The sequence below is a fragment of the Actinomadura sp. KC345 genome, assembly GCF_004348515.1.
In the GTDB taxonomy this organism is placed as follows: Bacteria; Actinomycetota; Actinomycetes; order Streptosporangiales; family Streptosporangiaceae; genus Spirillospora.
On sequence record NZ_SMKH01000208.1, the window covers coordinates 1 to 14,456 of the forward strand.

The 14,456-nt window shown below is 72.0% G+C and carries 14 protein-coding genes and 1 pseudogene; 7 read left to right on the forward strand and 8 right to left on the reverse strand.

Going from position 1 to position 14,456, the window contains the following annotated elements; all coding sequences use genetic code 11:
* The 3 genes and pseudogenes from E1281_RS27715 to E1281_RS27725 form a co-directional block, all read right to left on the reverse strand.
* A pseudogene (locus tag E1281_RS27715) lies at window positions 1–456 on the reverse strand (hypothetical protein); the annotation flags it as partial.
* Entirely contained in the window at window positions 453–1,802 is a 1,350-nt protein-coding gene (locus E1281_RS27720) for a deacylase (protein ID WP_131882656.1), read from the reverse strand. The pseudogene E1281_RS27715 and the gene E1281_RS27720, both read right to left, overlap by 4 nt.
* Window positions 1,803–1,919: 117 nt before the next feature.
* A complete protein-coding gene (locus E1281_RS27725; protein ID WP_131882657.1) occupies window positions 1,920–3,137 on the reverse strand; it encodes a Rieske 2Fe-2S domain-containing protein in 1,218 nt (405 codons plus the stop codon).
* A gap of 263 nt (window positions 3,138–3,400) precedes the next feature.
* Between E1281_RS27725 and E1281_RS27730 the strand changes: the two genes are divergently transcribed.
* From E1281_RS27730 to E1281_RS27745, 4 genes are read left to right on the forward strand one after another with little or no spacing between them, the layout of a single operon-like run.
* On the forward strand, window positions 3,401–4,390 hold the full coding sequence (locus E1281_RS27730) for an ABC transporter substrate-binding protein (RefSeq protein WP_131882658.1): 990 nt from the start codon (window positions 3,401–3,403) through the stop codon (window positions 4,388–4,390).
* Complete coding sequence (locus tag E1281_RS27735) at window positions 4,387–5,265, forward strand: ABC transporter ATP-binding protein (protein ID WP_131882659.1); 879 nt, start codon at window positions 4,387–4,389, stop codon at window positions 5,263–5,265. Before E1281_RS27730 ends, E1281_RS27735 begins: the two co-directional genes overlap by 4 nt.
* Window positions 5,262–6,083 (forward strand): ABC transporter permease, encoded by an 822-nt coding sequence (locus E1281_RS27740; RefSeq protein ID WP_131882660.1) that lies wholly within the window; start codon window positions 5,262–5,264, stop codon window positions 6,081–6,083. Before E1281_RS27735 ends, E1281_RS27740 begins: the two co-directional genes overlap by 4 nt.
* Window positions 6,080–7,027, forward strand: a complete 948-nt coding sequence (locus E1281_RS27745; protein WP_131882661.1) for a zinc-binding dehydrogenase — start codon at window positions 6,080–6,082, stop codon at window positions 7,025–7,027. Before E1281_RS27740 ends, E1281_RS27745 begins: the two co-directional genes overlap by 4 nt.
* A 64-nt stretch (window positions 7,028–7,091) precedes the next feature.
* Here the strand turns inward: E1281_RS27745 and E1281_RS27750 are convergent, their stop codons facing one another.
* Genes E1281_RS27750 through E1281_RS27760 form a run of 3 tightly spaced genes read right to left on the reverse strand, consistent with a single transcriptional unit; the run spans window position 7,092 to window position 8,772 of the window.
* Entirely contained in the window at window positions 7,092–7,499 is a 408-nt protein-coding gene (locus E1281_RS27750) for an acyl dehydratase (protein ID WP_131882662.1), read from the reverse strand.
* Window positions 7,496–7,990 carry a MaoC family dehydratase N-terminal domain-containing protein gene (locus E1281_RS27755; protein WP_131882663.1) on the reverse strand — a complete coding sequence of 165 codons (495 nt, stop codon included), beginning with the start codon at window positions 7,988–7,990 and terminating at the stop codon, window positions 7,496–7,498. Before E1281_RS27755 ends, E1281_RS27750 begins: the two co-directional genes overlap by 4 nt.
* Entirely contained in the window at window positions 7,987–8,772 is a 786-nt protein-coding gene (locus E1281_RS27760) for a class II aldolase/adducin family protein (RefSeq protein WP_131882664.1), read from the reverse strand. Before E1281_RS27760 ends, E1281_RS27755 begins: the two co-directional genes overlap by 4 nt.
* 155 nt (window positions 8,773–8,927) lie before the next feature.
* On the opposite strand from E1281_RS27760, the gene E1281_RS27765 reads away from it, so the two are divergent.
* The 3 genes from E1281_RS27765 to E1281_RS27775 are packed head-to-tail and all read left to right on the forward strand — an operon-like array spanning window position 8,928 to window position 13,532.
* Window positions 8,928–9,791, forward strand: coding sequence for an alpha/beta hydrolase (locus E1281_RS27765; protein ID WP_131882665.1), 864 nt, complete (start codon window positions 8,928–8,930; stop codon window positions 9,789–9,791).
* Between the two features lies 1 nt (window position 9,792).
* A complete protein-coding gene (locus E1281_RS27770) occupies window positions 9,793–12,042 on the forward strand; it encodes a CoA transferase (protein ID WP_131882666.1) in 2,250 nt (749 codons plus the stop codon).
* Window positions 12,039–13,532, forward strand: coding sequence for an AMP-binding protein (locus tag E1281_RS27775; RefSeq protein ID WP_131882667.1), 1,494 nt, complete (start codon window positions 12,039–12,041; stop codon window positions 13,530–13,532). The genes E1281_RS27770 and E1281_RS27775 overlap by 4 nt, the downstream gene beginning before the upstream one ends.
* Here E1281_RS27775 and E1281_RS40540 read toward each other — a convergent pair.
* Window positions 13,529–13,696, reverse strand: a complete 168-nt coding sequence (locus tag E1281_RS40540; protein ID WP_165959139.1) for a hypothetical protein — start codon at window positions 13,694–13,696, stop codon at window positions 13,529–13,531. The two genes, E1281_RS27775 and E1281_RS40540, sit on opposite strands and share 4 nt — an antisense overlap.
* A gap of 56 nt (window positions 13,697–13,752) precedes the next feature.
* On the reverse strand, window positions 13,753–14,274 hold the full coding sequence (locus tag E1281_RS27780; RefSeq protein WP_131882668.1) for a DUF6506 family protein: 522 nt from the start codon (window positions 14,272–14,274) through the stop codon (window positions 13,753–13,755).
* Window positions 14,275–14,456: the final 182 nt, after the last annotated feature.

The window sequence follows — 14,456 nt, forward strand, 5'->3', positions numbered from 1 at the left end:
GGGCAGCGGGTGGGCGAAGACGTTCACCACCAGCGGCACGATCTCCACGTCCAGCCCGTGCAGCAGGTACTGGATCGCGTGCGACTGGCCGTGGTCGATCTGCAGCCGGGCCGAGAAGGCCGCGTCGAACCGGCCGCCCTCCACCAGCGCGCCGGCGATGTGCCCGGCCAGCGGCGCGTCCACCGGCTGCGGGCCCTCGGGCGTCCCGGACTCGCCGCTGGCCAGGCACTCGCCGACCCCGATGGTGAAGCTGGGGATCAGGTCCAGCCAGAAGCCGCGGAAGTGGTTGGAGCCGACCAGGAGCACGGTGTCGGGACGGGCCCTCGCGATCTCCTCGCGGGCCTCGGACAGCGCGTCCCTGAACCGCTCCGCCCGGTCCTTGTGGACGGTCTCCTCCCAGTGCGTGTTCATGAGGGTGGAGTGGGAGGCCCCCACACCCAGGACGATCTCGGTCATGGCAGGGCTCCTTCGCCGACGTGTGCCGTCACCTCGCCGCGCGTCCGGGTGACGGTGTCGACGGCGGTCCGGATCAGGAGCCGGGTGAGCCGTTCCATCTCCCGGACGTCCACGGCGTTCATGCCGAGCGAGAAGTCGATCTCCTCGGACGCCTGCGCGATCTTCGGCATCCCGACCCGCACCGTGGGGACCCCCCGGTTCCGCAGGATGTTGGCGTCGGTCGCGCCGCTGTTGCCGCGGATCACCTCGTGCTCGCGTCCCTCGACGGCCTCCCAGGCGGCGATGGCGCTGCGGCACACCGGGCCGCCCGGATCGGACGCGCTCCCGGGGATCGCGAGGATCATCTCGGCGTCCACGGCGAGGCCGGGGTTCTCGGCGCGGATGGCGTCCACGGCCGCCATGAACTCCCGTTTGGCCTGCATCGGGGGTGTCCGGGGGCCGATCCGCAGGTCCACGCGCATCGTGCAGGCCGCCGGGGTCACCGCCGCCATCCGCGGCCAGCCGCCCCGGATGGACGACACCACGCCTTGCGGCGCCACCGTCCCCTCGGTGTGCCGCTCCGCGTACTCGGCGAACCACTCCTCCAGGCGTTGCGCGACCAGCCCGGCCCGCGCGACGGCGTTCTCGTACGGCAGCCGGTGCCGTGACCCCACGTAGGTGTGGGTGCCGTGCACCGTGACCTCGAACCAGACGAGCCCGACCTCGTCCCACGAGACCGTCCAGCCCGGCTTGGCGATCACGGCGTAGTCGGCCCACACGCCCTGCTCCAGCAGGAACGAGCAGCCGACGCCCTGCCCGGTGTTGAGCCGTGGGCCCGCGGGGCGCGCGTTGGCGGGCATGCCGCCGGCGCCGAACGCCGCGATCAGGTCACCGGTCAGCGGGATCCCGGCGCTCCCGATCGCCTCGGCCGCCATCATCACGCACGCGGCGTGACCCTTGGGATTGGACGCTCCCAGCCCCATCACCAGGTCGCCGTCGACGACCGCGCGGGGCAGCATGTCGGGACGCAGTCCGGGCCCGATCCACGGGACGTCCTCGCTCGCCTCTCCCGCGGTCAGCGTGTCGATCGGCGCGTACAGCATCAGGTCGGGGCCGGTACCGTCGCCGTCCAACCGGGCCCACGCGTTGGCCTGCCGGTCGTCGAGGGGCTGCACCCGGGCCGCGCAGCCCGCCTTGTCCAGCGTGGCGGCGATGTGCGCGGCCAGCGGCCCCTCGTCCCCGGTCGGGCTCGGCACGTCCACCAGGCCGACGATCAGCTCGCGCAACCGCTCGGCCGTCACATGCCGCCACGCCTCCGACACCCAGCGGCGGCGCGGGTCGTCGAGCCCGGAAAGCCCGTCGGTCACTGGTGGATCCGGTGGACCTGGGTGTCGCTGGTCCGGGCGATCCAACGCCAGAGCATCGGGATCGACACGGCCAGCACGGCACCGATGAGCATCGCGGGTAGGAAGCGCTTCACGTTCTCACCTCTTCTTCGGCTTGGGGGCGGGCGCGACGCCGCAGTCGGCGAGCTTCTTGGCGTACTCCTCCTGGGAGAGGCTCCGCCACGCGGTCAGGGAGACGTCGGGCCGGTAGAGCTTCTCGGGGGGAGCGTCGGTGACGTCGACCATCCAGGCGTCCTGGCCGGAGAACTGGCCGTGGAACAGCCACCGGACGGCCCCCAGGTACTTGGCGTAGAAGCCGAGGGTCTGCCAGCCCTCGATGAAGTTGACCATCACGCCGACGTAGCGGTGGTTGTCGGCGTCGACGGGAACGTAGAACTCGTAGTGGATGAAGTTCGGGTAGGCGATGCGCAGCACGCCCGGCATCGACACCGAGGCGAATCCGGGGAACTCCTGGGCCTCGATCGTCGGGTTCACCTGCTTGGGCTTGCCGGTGTTGCCGATGTTGAACGCCTCTTTGGGAGGCCGCATCTTCCACCAGCGCTTGTTGGTCCACCGCCCCACACCCGGGAAGTGGGCCTCCCAGTGCACCTCGTCCTGCACCCGGTAGATCCACCGGCCGCCGGGGACGATCCGTGTCACGTTCCAGGTGGGCATCGGCTTGAACAGCCGCCAGAGCGAGGTCCGGTGCAGGTACTTGGCGTGGCCTTCGTCGAAACCGTTCTCGCAGGCGAAACGCCAGTTGCCGCGCCGGGGATCGATCCGTCCGCCCATCACGAACCCGTTGGCGACCAGTTCCTCGGGAAGCTGCTCGTCGATCGGGTGCGGCTCCTCGGCGGCCACCGGGATGTAGACCCACACCATGCCGAGGCGCTCCTCGACGGGGTACGTCCGCACGGTGACCTTGCCGCAGATCCGCGAGTCCGGCCCGTCGGTGATCACCGCCGCCAGCCGTCCGCTGGCCAGGTCGTAGGTCCAGCCGTGGTACGGGCAGCTGATCGTGCCCGGGAACTGCTGGTCGCCCTCCGACAGCGGGACGCCCCGGTGCGGGCAGCGGTCGTGGAGCGCGTACGCCGTGCCGCCGTCCCGGATCAGGACGATCCGGTCTCCGCAGATCGTGTACGGGCGGGGCTTCCCGGTGATGTGACTCGACCAGGTCACCGGGTACCAGTAGCCGCGGAAGCCCTGGGCCGCCGCCTCGTAGTGGGGCCATGACGACCAGTCCTGCCGGCCTGGCGCCCCGGCCGGGCGGCGCTCCGGGGCCGCGGCCTTGGGTTCGAGGGATTCCCCACCCGTCATCTGAAAGTCCTCCTGCTGTCCGGCCGGAATGCCACGTCTCCGAGCATCGGTCCGGCCGGGCCCGTTCGCCTATGGACTCGTCCCGCTGAGCAGACCGCGCCGTTCCCGGGGCGTTCGCGGAGCGTGAGGCGCGCCTGCGAAGGTGTTCCGCTCAGTGGACCCCGCGCCATTCACACGCAACGGACCCGGGCCTAGTCTTCGCCGGATCCGGCTGCATCCCGCTCACCTGCCTCACCGCAGTCCTCTTCCACTTAAGAGGTGTTATGGACGCACAGGCCAGGAGATGGCGCCTCCAGGGCGCGTTCTCGCTCATCGTCGCGCTTCTCACGCTGTCGGCGTGCAGCAGCGCCACCACCGACTCTGGCGGCGACGCGGCCACCGGACCCGCGATCCGGATCGCCATCGGGATCGACGCGGCGTACGCGCCGTTCTTCCTCGCCGACTCCAAGGGCCTGTGGGGCAAGCACGACCTGAACGTCGAGCTGGTCCAGTTCGGCCGCGGCGGCGAGGCCGTCGACGCGATCGCCGGCGGCCAGGTCCAGATGGCCGGCAGCTCCGACACCACGACCATCGCCCAGCTCCAGCAGAACCCCACCCTGCGGGCGCTGCTGGTCTACCAGGAGTCCGGCCGCTACCTGAAGGTGGTCACCGGATCCGGGATCTCCGACCCGTCGCAGATCAAGAAGGTGGCGGTGGTGCCCGGCCTCTCGGAACTGGCCATGACCAAGTACCTGGAGTCCAAGAAGATCGATGTGGACTCGGTGAAACTCGTGACCGCCGACCCGCCGGAGATCCCGGCCCTGCTGCAGAAGGGCGAGGTGGACGCCTACACGCTGTGGGAGCCGTGGCCCGCGAAGGGCGTCGAACTGGGTGGCAAGGTGCAGGAGACCACGGGCGACTACGGACTGAGCTACCAGCACTGGCTGATCACCGGCCAGGAGTGGCTGAGCGGCAACGAGAGCACCGCGGTCAGGGTCGCCCAGGCGCTGGAGGAGGCGACCGCGCTGGTGGAGTCGGATCCGAAGGCGGCGGCCGAGGCGACGCGGAAGGCCGCCAAGGTGCCGGCCGAGCAGACCGAGACCGCGGTCCGTGAGATCGACTTCAAGGTGCGGGACATCGTGACCGCCGACATGAAGGGCTACACCAGCACGGCCGAGTGGTATCTGAGCACTGGCAAGGTCAAGACCAAGCCGGATCTGAACGCCACCGTCCTCCGGGGCTGGGTGACCGCCAAGGTGAAGGGAACGGGATGACCAAGGCCACTGATACCGGCCACCGGCCGCGGCCGGGTGAGTCGCCTCCGGCGAAGAACGGCACCTCCCATGGGGCGGCGGTGTCCCTCTCAGGTGTGGACATCGGCTTCGGGTCCTTCGTGGCCGTCCGGGACATCTCCCTGGACATCGCGGCCGGGGAGTTCCTGTGCCTGCTCGGCCCCAGCGGCTGCGGCAAGTCGACGGTGCTGTCGTCGCTGGCGGGGTTCGTCCCCGTGCGGGACGGGCGCCTCACCGTGGACCACGCGCCCGTCACAGGCCCGGACCCCGGGCGCGGGATGGTGTTCCAGAGCAGCGAGGCGCTCTTCGACTGGATGAGCGTCCAGCAGAACGTGGCGTTCGGTCCGCGCATGCGAGGACGGTCCCGGGCGGAGCAGAAGAAGGTCGCCGACGAGTACCTCGGGCTGGTGGGGCTGCGGCATTGCGCCGACCGGTTCCCGGGCCAGCTGTCGGGCGGGATGCGGCAGCGCGTCCAGATCGCCCGGGTGCTGGCCAACGAACCGAGCGTCGTGCTGATGGACGAGCCGTTCGGCGCACTGGACGCCCAGACCCGGCAGGTGATGCAGGAGGAGATGGCCCGGATCTGGCGGGCGTCCGGCTGCACCGTCGTGTTCGTCACCCACGACATCGACGAGGCGATCGTGCTGGGCGACCGGATCGCGGTCATGACGGCCGGTCCCGCCGCCACCATCAAGGCGGTCTATCCCGTGGACCTTCCCCGGCCCCGCGACGACACGGCGCCCGAGGCGATCGAGCTGCGCGCCGCGCTGCGCCGCGACATCGGCGAAGAGGTGCGCAAGGCCCTGCGGGAGCAGGGCGTGGACGATCCGGCCGACGTACCCGGGGAGGGACGATGACGGTTGTCTCCGCGGACGCCCCCGCCACCCCGGACGTCGAGCGGCGCAAGCCGAGCGCGCTGGCGGGATGGCTGCGCTCGCTCGGCATGTTCGCGGTGTCGATCGCCGCGGGCATCGCGGTGTGGCAGCTGCTGGCCATGCGGTACGGCTCGGCGCTGGTCGCCTCGCCCGGCCAGACCGTCTCCGCCGCCCGGGAGCTGGCGGCGGACGGCACGCTGACCAACTCGGTGATCGCCTCCAGCCGCCGGATCCTGATCGGCTGGGGCCTCGGCCTGGCGGTCGGGGTGCCGGTGGGGCTGCTGATGGGCCAGGTCCCGATCATCCGCAGGCTGCTGGACCCCTACATCGAGTTCTTCCGGTTCATCCCTCCGATCGCGTTCGTCACGCTGGCCGTGGTGTGGCTGGGGATCGGCGAGGCGTCCAAGGTCGTGCTGATCTTCTACACGGCGGTCTTCATCGTCACCCTGAACACCATCGCGGGCGTGCTGTCGGTGAACGAGACCAAGCTGCGCGCCGCGGCGAGCCTCGGCGCCGGCCGCTGGCAGATCATGCGCAGCGTCGTCCTGCCCTCGACCGTGCCGCACATCGTCACGGGCGCGCGGCTGGCGATGGGCAACAGCTTCCTGACCATCGTGTCGGCGGAGATCGTCGCGGCGGAGGTGGGGCTGGGAGCGCTGATCTGGACCTCCCGCAACTACGGCCGTATCGACTGGGTGTTCGTCGGCATCATCGTGCTGGGCATCCTGGGGTTCGTCTTCGACCGGGTGCTGCGGCTCGCGGCGTCCCGCGTCCTCAAGCGTTACGAGGTGAAGGTGTGAGCGAGCGTTCGCGGGCGCTGGTGCTGGAGGAATTCGGCAGGCTGCCCCGGCTGGTGGAACGGCCGGTGCCCGAGCGGCAGCCCGGCCACACCCTGATCCGGGTGCGGTCCGCGCAGGTCGGGCACCTCGATCTCAACGTGGTGGACGGCCGGTTCGGGGTCCTGCCCGATCTGCCGGCCGTGCCGGGCACCGAGGCGGCCGGGGTCGTGGTGGCCTCGGACGTCCACCCCGAGGGGCTCGCCGTGCGCTTCCGGGGCGGCGGCGCCGGGCTGAAGCGGGACGGCGGCTGGGCCGAGCACGCGGTGGTGCGGGACTCGGCCGTCGTGCCCGTACCCGAGGGCACCGATCCCGCGCTGGCGTGCTGCTTCTTCTCGCCCGCCGGGACCGCGCACGTGGCGGTCCACTCCGTCGCCGCGATCCGTCCCGGAGAGCGGGTCGCGGTGACCGGCGCGTCGGGCGCGGTCGGCGCACTGGCCGTGCAGGTGGCCGCCCGCGCCGGGGCCGAGGTGGTCGGCGTGGTCGGCCGCCCGGCCAAACTGGCGCACGTCCCGGCCCCGGCCAAGGGCGTGCTCGCCGGGGACCTGTCGGCGGACGCCGTGGGCGGCCCCCTCGACGCGGTGATCGACACGGTCGGCGGGCCGGCGCTCTCCACGGTGCTGGGGCTGGTGCGCGGGCGCGGCCGGGTCGCGCTGGTCGGCTACACGGCCGGGCGCGAGTTCGGTGTCGACCTCGCGGACTTCCTGCTGGCCGAGGTGTCGCTGCTGCCGGTCAACCTGATGACCCGGGGAGCGGAGGTCGCGGCAGACGCCGACCGGCTCCTGGCCGAGTTGTCGACGGGCGAGCTCACGCTGCCGATCGAGAGGTACCCGGCCGACCGGCTCGCCGAGGCGGCCGAAAGCCTCCGCACCGGCACCGCCATCGGAAAGATCGCCCTCGACTTCTAACCCGCCCCCGTTCACTTGCGGCGTGTTGTTGTCATGGCAGGCCGGATAACACCAACGCCGCAAGTCAACGGAGGGTCAGTGTGGCTTGGCCCCGGCAGCAGAGGGTGCCGGGGGCGTCGCCGCGGTGCTCCTCCAGCGCGAGGGTGATCTCCCCGGTGGCCGCGTCGACCGACGCGACGACGCCGGAGACCACCAGCCGTTCCCCCGCGTACGCGGGGGAACGGTTCTGCCAGCCCACCGACAGCACGTCGACCTCGCCGCCCGCGAAACCGGCGGCGGCGCGGTAGAACAGGCAGCCGTGCAGCTGCGCCATGACGACCGGCCCGTCCAGTCCCTCGGAACGGGCGAACGCCGTGTCGTAGTGGATGCGGTGCGTGTTGCGGGTGACGGCGCCGAAACGCAGCAGCGTGATCTCGTCGGGGACCAGGTCGACCGGTGGGACCGGCGTGCCCGCGCGGATGTCGTGTCTCAACGAACGATGAACCTTTCGGTGACCTCGATCAGCTCGCTGCGTTCGGTGCCGTAGGTCTTGGCGACCGTGAGCAGCAGGAAGCCCGCCCCCTTCCCCTTGCGTTCGACCGATTCGAGGACGCGCCGCACCTCGACCCGCTCGCCCGGGAGCACCCGCCCGCGGAAGCGCACGTCCTGGCCGCCCGCCATCAGCCGCACATCGAGCCCGTCGGTGCCGGGGACCTCGTCCCGGTACATGCCGTCCGGGCGGAACTCGTCCGCATCGGCGCCCGGCGCACCGCGCAGCAGGCTGACCAGGTACATCGGGTGGACGGTGAACGTGGCGTGGCCCGGGTCCACCAGATGCGGGGCCGTCTCGCCGGCCGCCCGCGCGAACTCGGCGGAGGCCGCCGCGCCGACCGTGCCGAGCGAGCGGTGCTCGACCCGCCCGACGGCGGCCCGAGCCCGCTCCTCGGCCAGATCGAGTGCGGTGGCGCCGGTGGCCGGGGTCATCCGGCGAGGTCCGGCTGCTCGGAGAGGATCCGCTCCCAGATGGGCTGGAACGCGAACCATCCCACGTCCTCGCCGCCCACCTGCCCGGCGGTCAGCCGCGCGGTCTCGTCGTCCAGCGGCACCGGATCTCCGGCGGCGCGGGCCAGCAGCTCGGACTGGAACGACCGCTCCATCGTGACGAACCACCAGATCGCCGAGTCCACCGTCCGGCCCACGGTGAGGTGGCCGTGGTTGGCGAGGATCACCGCCTTGCCGTCGCCGAGCGAGGCGGCTATGCGCCGCCCTTCTTCCGGATCGAACACCACACCGGTGTAGTCCTCGTGGAAGGAGTGCGAGCCGTAGAAGGCGCAGGCGTCCTGGGTGAGCGGCGCCAGCGTCGTGTGCAGGGACGAGAAGGTCTTGCCGTGCAGCCCGTGCGCGTGGACCGCTCCGACGATGTCGGGACGGGCGTCGTGCACCTCGGAGTGGATGGCGAACGCCGCCCGGTTGAGCCGCCCCTCGCCCTCGACGACCTTGCCCTCGCCGCTCACCAGCATCAGGTCCCGGGGCAGGATGCCGCCGAAGTAGCGGCCGAAGGGGGCGGTCCAGAAATGGTCGGTGAGCTCGGGGTCCCGGCAGGTGATGTGTCCGGCGATCCCCTCGTCCAGGCCGAACCGGGCGAGGACCCGGTAGCCGGCGGCGGTCCGCCGCTTGCGGTGCTCCCGCTCCTCGTCGGCCGTCGGGAAGGCGGGCGGGGCGGGGATGTTCGCCAGATTCTCCGGGACGTCGTCGGTGACCGTCATGAGCCGGCTCCCTCTCATCCGGGGCGGACCGTCCTGATCAGGGCGGTTCTCCCGTCGGAGGCTAGGCCCGCGCGCCCGTGCGGGCCACGGCACCGGCCCGCTCAGCGGACCGGTGCGCTTGGCCTCCGTCCCGCCGCCCGGCCACGATCGGGATCATGGACCTCATGCGGATCCGGCCCGCGCCGGAGGGCGCGTACGCGAAGGCCGGCGATGTCGCCTACCACTACATCGAGATGGGTCAGGGAAGCCCGACGATCTTCCTGCACGGCGGTGGGCCGGGTTGTACCGGCTGGTCCGACTTCGGCCAGGTGGCACCGCTGTTCGCCGCCGACCGGCGGGTCTTCCTGGTGGACATCCTGCAGTACGGCAAGTCCGAGAAAACCGTGATCAAGGGCCCGATGTGGGACTTCCACGCCGCCAGAACGGTGGCGCTGATGGACGCGCTGGACCTCCCCCGCGCCGACTTCGTCTGCAACTCCTGGGGCGGCTCGATCGCACTCAACCTCGCGGCCCGCTATCCCGAGCGCGTCCGGTCGCTGGTGATCACGGGCAGCCAGCCGGTCTGGCACGGCCCGCTGGCACCGCTGCCGGAGCGCGGCCACCGGGGGCGCAAGGCCCGGGACGTCTACTTCGGCGGCACCGGCCCGTCCTGGGAAAAGATGCGGGAGCTGCTGGCCCGCCTGGAGTGGTACGACGCGGATGCCATCCCCGACGACACCGTGACCATGCGTTACGAGCAGAGCCTCGACCCCGGCGAGATGGCGCTGGCCAGTGCGTCCGACGACCCGCGTGGCGAATGGCAGGATCTGTCCGGTGTGATCGAGACGATCCAGGCGCCGACCCTGTTCATGTGGGGAATGCACGATGCGTTCCTCACCCCCGACTACCCGCTGATGCTGGCCCGCATGATTCCGAAGGGGAACCTGCACGTCATGGACCGCGTCTCCCACCACCTCCAGGAGGAACGCCCCCACGACTACTACAGCGTCGTGACCGGTTTTCTGAACCAGGAGCACTGAGATGGCGTCGCCGGTACGGGTCGTCGAACTGTCCAGCCCGTTCACGCGGTTCGCGGGCAGGTTGCTCGTGGGACTCGGCCACGAGGTGGTGCTGGTCGAGCCGCCGGAGGGCGACCCCACCCGGGACGAGCTGGACGGCTGGTCGTTCGCGCACTGGCACGCGGGCAAGCGGTCGGTCGTCCTGGACCCCGCGGACGCGGTGGCGCTCCGGCGCCTGCTGGAGAGCGCCGACGTCCTGCTCGACGGCACCCCGTCCGGCGGGCCTTCCCTCGACCATCTCGTGCACGTGCGCGTCACGCCGTTCGGGTGCGGCGGCCCGCGTGCCTCCTGGCAGGGCACCGACCTGGTGGTGGCGGCGCTCGGCGGCATGCTGGCGCAGGTCGGAGACCCCGACGGGCCGCCGCTGGCGCTTCCGGAGAACCAGGCCGAGCAGCTCGCGGGCGTGAACGCGGCGATCGCCGTCCTGCTGGGACTGCGGGCGAGGCGGAACGGCCCCGGCCAGCTCATCGACGTCTCCGCGCAGGAGTGCGTCGCCGCGAGCCTGGAGGCGGGCACGCTGGCCTACCTGCACGAGGACCGCGTCCCGACGCGTCCCGGCCGGGTGCATCCCCTGGTCCCGCACGGGCTGTTCCGCGCCGCCGACGGCCACCTCGGCGGTGGGCTCGGCGGCAGCCCCCGCATGTGGGACGCGCTGCTGGCCTGGCTCCGTGAGGAGAAAGCGCAGGCCGACCTCGACGAGCCGCGCTGGCAGGATCCCGTCGAGCGTACGAAGCACCAGACGCATGTCTTCGAGGTCGTGCAGGACTTCCTCGGCAGGTGGCCCAAGGCCGCCTTCGCCGAGGCGGCCCAGTCCAGGAAGCTGCCGTGGGCGGCGGTGGAGCGTCCGGACGAGCTCCCCCGCAACCCGCAGCTCCGTGCGCGCGACTTCTTCCTCACGGCGCGGACGGCCGCTGGGGAACGGACGGACCTCGGCTTCCCGTTCGCCTTCCCGGAGGGGCGGCGCGTCGCGTCCCTCACCGCCGCCGACCGGGGCGCCGACCAGGCACTGCTCGAGACGCCCCGCCTGCCCGGCCGGGCAGGCGGAACGTCGGACGCACCCGCCCTGACCGGGATCCGCGTCCTCGACCTGACCTGGGTGCTGGCCGGGCCGTACTGCACCAAGGTCCTGGCCGACCACGGGGCGGACGTGATCAAGGTGGAGTCGGAGACGCGTCCCGACCCCACCCGGTTCGCGCCGTTCATGCACCTGTCCAGGGGCCGGCACACCGACCCGAACGGCAACGGCTACTTCAACGAGGTCAACCGCAACAAGCGCAGCGTGGCGCTCGGGCTGCGCACCGCCGAGGGCCTGGCCGTGCTGCGCGAGCTCATCGCCGCCAGCGACGTCGTCGTGGAGAACTTCAGCGCCACGGTGATGGCGAAGATGGGGCTCGGCTACGACGCGCTCCGCGAGATCAAGCCGGACATCGTCTACGTGAGCATGTCGGGGATGGGCCACACCGGGCCCCGCAGCGGGTGGGTGTCCTACGCCGACACCGTCTCCGCGAGCTCCGGGCTGACCGGGCTGACGGGCTGGGCGGCCGACGACGTGGTCGGCGTCATCTATGGCCACGGCGACATCGTCGCGGGGCTTCAGGCCGCGCTCGCGACCGTGGCCGCACTGGAGCACCGGGACCTGACGGGACGCGGGCAGCACATCGACCTGTCGCAGCTGGAGGCCATCACCGCGCACATGGGCACCAGCGTGATCGCCCCGGTCCCGCCCGAGCCGCGCGGCAACTCCCATCCGACGTGGCGCCCGCACGGCGTGTACCGGTGCCTGGGGCCCGACCGGTGGCTGGCCGTCAGCGTCCGTTCCGCGACCGAGCGGGACGCGCTGCGCGCGGTGGTCGGGGGTTCGGACGCGGATCTGGAGGAGGCGCTCGCGACGTGGGCGCGGACGATGCCCGCCGACGCGGCGGCCGAGCTGCTCCAGCAGCGGGGGATCCCGGCGGGGGCGGTCCAGAACGGCCAGGACCTGGTCGAGCAGGATCCCCACCTGCGTGCACGCGGCTTCTACGTCCGCCGCGAGCATCCGGTGGCGGGCGCGTTCCTCCACGAGGGGACGCCGATCCGCCTGAGCCGGACCCCCGGCGGGGTCCGCGACGCCGCGCCGCTCCTGGGCGCCGACACCGATGCCGTGCTGCGCGAGGTCGCCGGTCTGCCCGAGGAACGGATCCGGCGGCTCCGCGACGCCGGGACCCTGCGGTGACGGACGCCCCGACCACCGTTCCGGGCCTCCTCGTCACGGCGGCGGAGCGGTTCGGCGACCGTCCCTTCCTGCGCTCCGGCGACGTCCGGCGAACCTACCGGGAGTCGGCCGAGGCCGCCGCCCGTACGGCCGGGGCGCTCGCCGCACGAGGCGTGCGCCGCGGTGACCGGGTCGCGGTCATGGCGGAGAACCGGCCGGAGTTCCTGGACCTGGTGTTCGGGTGCGCCTGGCTCGGCGCGGTGCTCGTCCCGCTGAACACGGGACTGCGCCGCCAGGGGCTCCGGCACGCGCTGGACGTCGCCGAACCGCCGTACCTCGTGGCCGAGCCCGGCCACGCGGCCCGCCTCGCCGAGGCCGGGTACCGCGGAGCGCTCTGGCTCATCGGGCGGGACGAGCCGTCACCCCGCGAGGCGCCGCCCTGCCGCCCGGCTCCGGTACGTCCCGAGGAGACCGCCGCGATCCTCTTCACCTCGGGCACCACAGGGGCGTCGCGCGGGGTGCGCTGCCCGCACGCCCAGTTCGGATGGTGGGGCGCCAACGTCGCCGACTCCCTCCGGCTCGACTGCGACGACGTCCTCTACACCTGCCTGCCGCTGTTCCACACCAACGCGCTCAACGCCCTCGCACAGGCTCTGGTGTCGGGTGCGTCCTACACGCTCGGCCCCCATTTCTCCGCGTCCCGCTACTGGGGGCGGGTGGCCGAGGCCGACGCCACCGTGCTCTACCTGCTCGGCGCGATGGTTCCCATGCTGATGGCGCAGCCGCCCGGCCCGCAGGACCGTGCGCATCGCGCGTGGCGCGCCCTCGCACCCGCCACCCCGGCCCACCTGTGGGAACACTTCCGCGAGCGGTTCGGTGTCACGCTGGTCGACGGCTTCGGCTCGACCGAGACCAACCTCGTCATCGGGACCGGCGTCGACGAGTCCCGTCCCGGCTTCATGGGCACCCTCCGCGACGGCTTCTCCGCGCGGGTCGTCGGCGAGCACCTCGCACCGGTCCCCGACGGGACGCCGGGCGAACTCGTCGTGCGCACCGGGCAGCCCTACGCCTTCTCCACCGGCTATGTCGGCGACCCCGCCGAGCCGCCCGGCTCGTGGCGCCGCACCGGCGACCGGGTCGTCCGCGAGGCCGACGGCCGGTACAGGTTCGTCGACCGGATCAAGGACGTCATCAGGCGGCGCGGGGAGAACGTCTCGTCCCACGAGGTCGAGACCGCCGTCCGCACGCACCCTTCCGTCGCCGAGGCCGCCGCGTTCCCCGTCCCGTCGGACCTGGCCGAGGACGAGGTCATGGTGACCGTGGTCGTCCGCCCCGGCCACGCGGCCGACCCCGCCGACCTCGTCCGCCACTGCGAGCGTGAACTCCCGCCCTTCGCCGTGCCGCGCTACATAGACTTCGTCCCCGCCCTCCCCATGACCGAGACGGGAAAGGTCCGAAAGGCCACCCTCCGCGAACAAGGCGTCACCTCCACAACCTGGAACCGCCCCTAACCGAGCATTCCCGCCGCTGCCCGGCGGGTCGCCTTCTCCCGAACACCTCGCCTACAGCGGCGAACGTCGACGGTCGGCAGGTCGAGGTCGGAGCCGCCCGATACACCGGACAGCCAGGTGAGCTCGGCCTTGATCACGCCTCCGGCCTTGCCGTCCAGCGCCACGCCGACGGCCTCGTCGTTCCAGGGGTGAGGCTGACGCCCGACGGCGAAGGCCCAGGTCAGTCGTCGTAGCCGACGAAGCCGACCGGGACGCGGCCTCCGCTTCCGCGCACCGCGGCGGCGGCGTGTTCGGTTCCGAGACCTGCGTAGAGTTCGATGAGGCCGATACCTGCCTCGGCGAGGCCGGCGGCCACCTCCGCGGTGTGCTCGGGTGAGGTGACACCGATGATGGACACGCCGGGGTGCTCGGCGCGGTCCACGCCCGCGTCGGCGGGGACCAGGAACGCGGCGGGCCGTTCGTCGCCTTCGGCGAAGGCGCGCTTGTAATCCGCGACGAGCTCCAGCGACTCGAACCCGTACCGGTTCAGGCCGATCCGTACGTGGCCGGGCAGCGCGTCTCGGACCTCGGCGCTGGTCTCGACGCCGACGCCGCCGCACAGTTCGATCCTTTCCCAACCGGCTTCGGCGAGCCGCAATGCCTCGCCGACCAGGCCGGAATGGTCGACCCCGACGACCGTCAACGATGTCGTCTCCAATTTGGAGCCGACCGTTCCTTCGTAGATCACCGCAGTTTTCTGCATATCCGCCCCACCTTCGTTGGTCCTAGGCGCATTCCCGAAATTCCGGTGCCTGTGAGCCGGATCAGGATGACGGGCGGTGCAGGCCGGGTCCTCGCGGGGCGTTGACGCCGATCGCGCCGCCTACCTGTGCCTGCGCGGCGTTTGAGGGGCGTGGAGTAGGGAAGTGGGGCGTTCCATGTGGC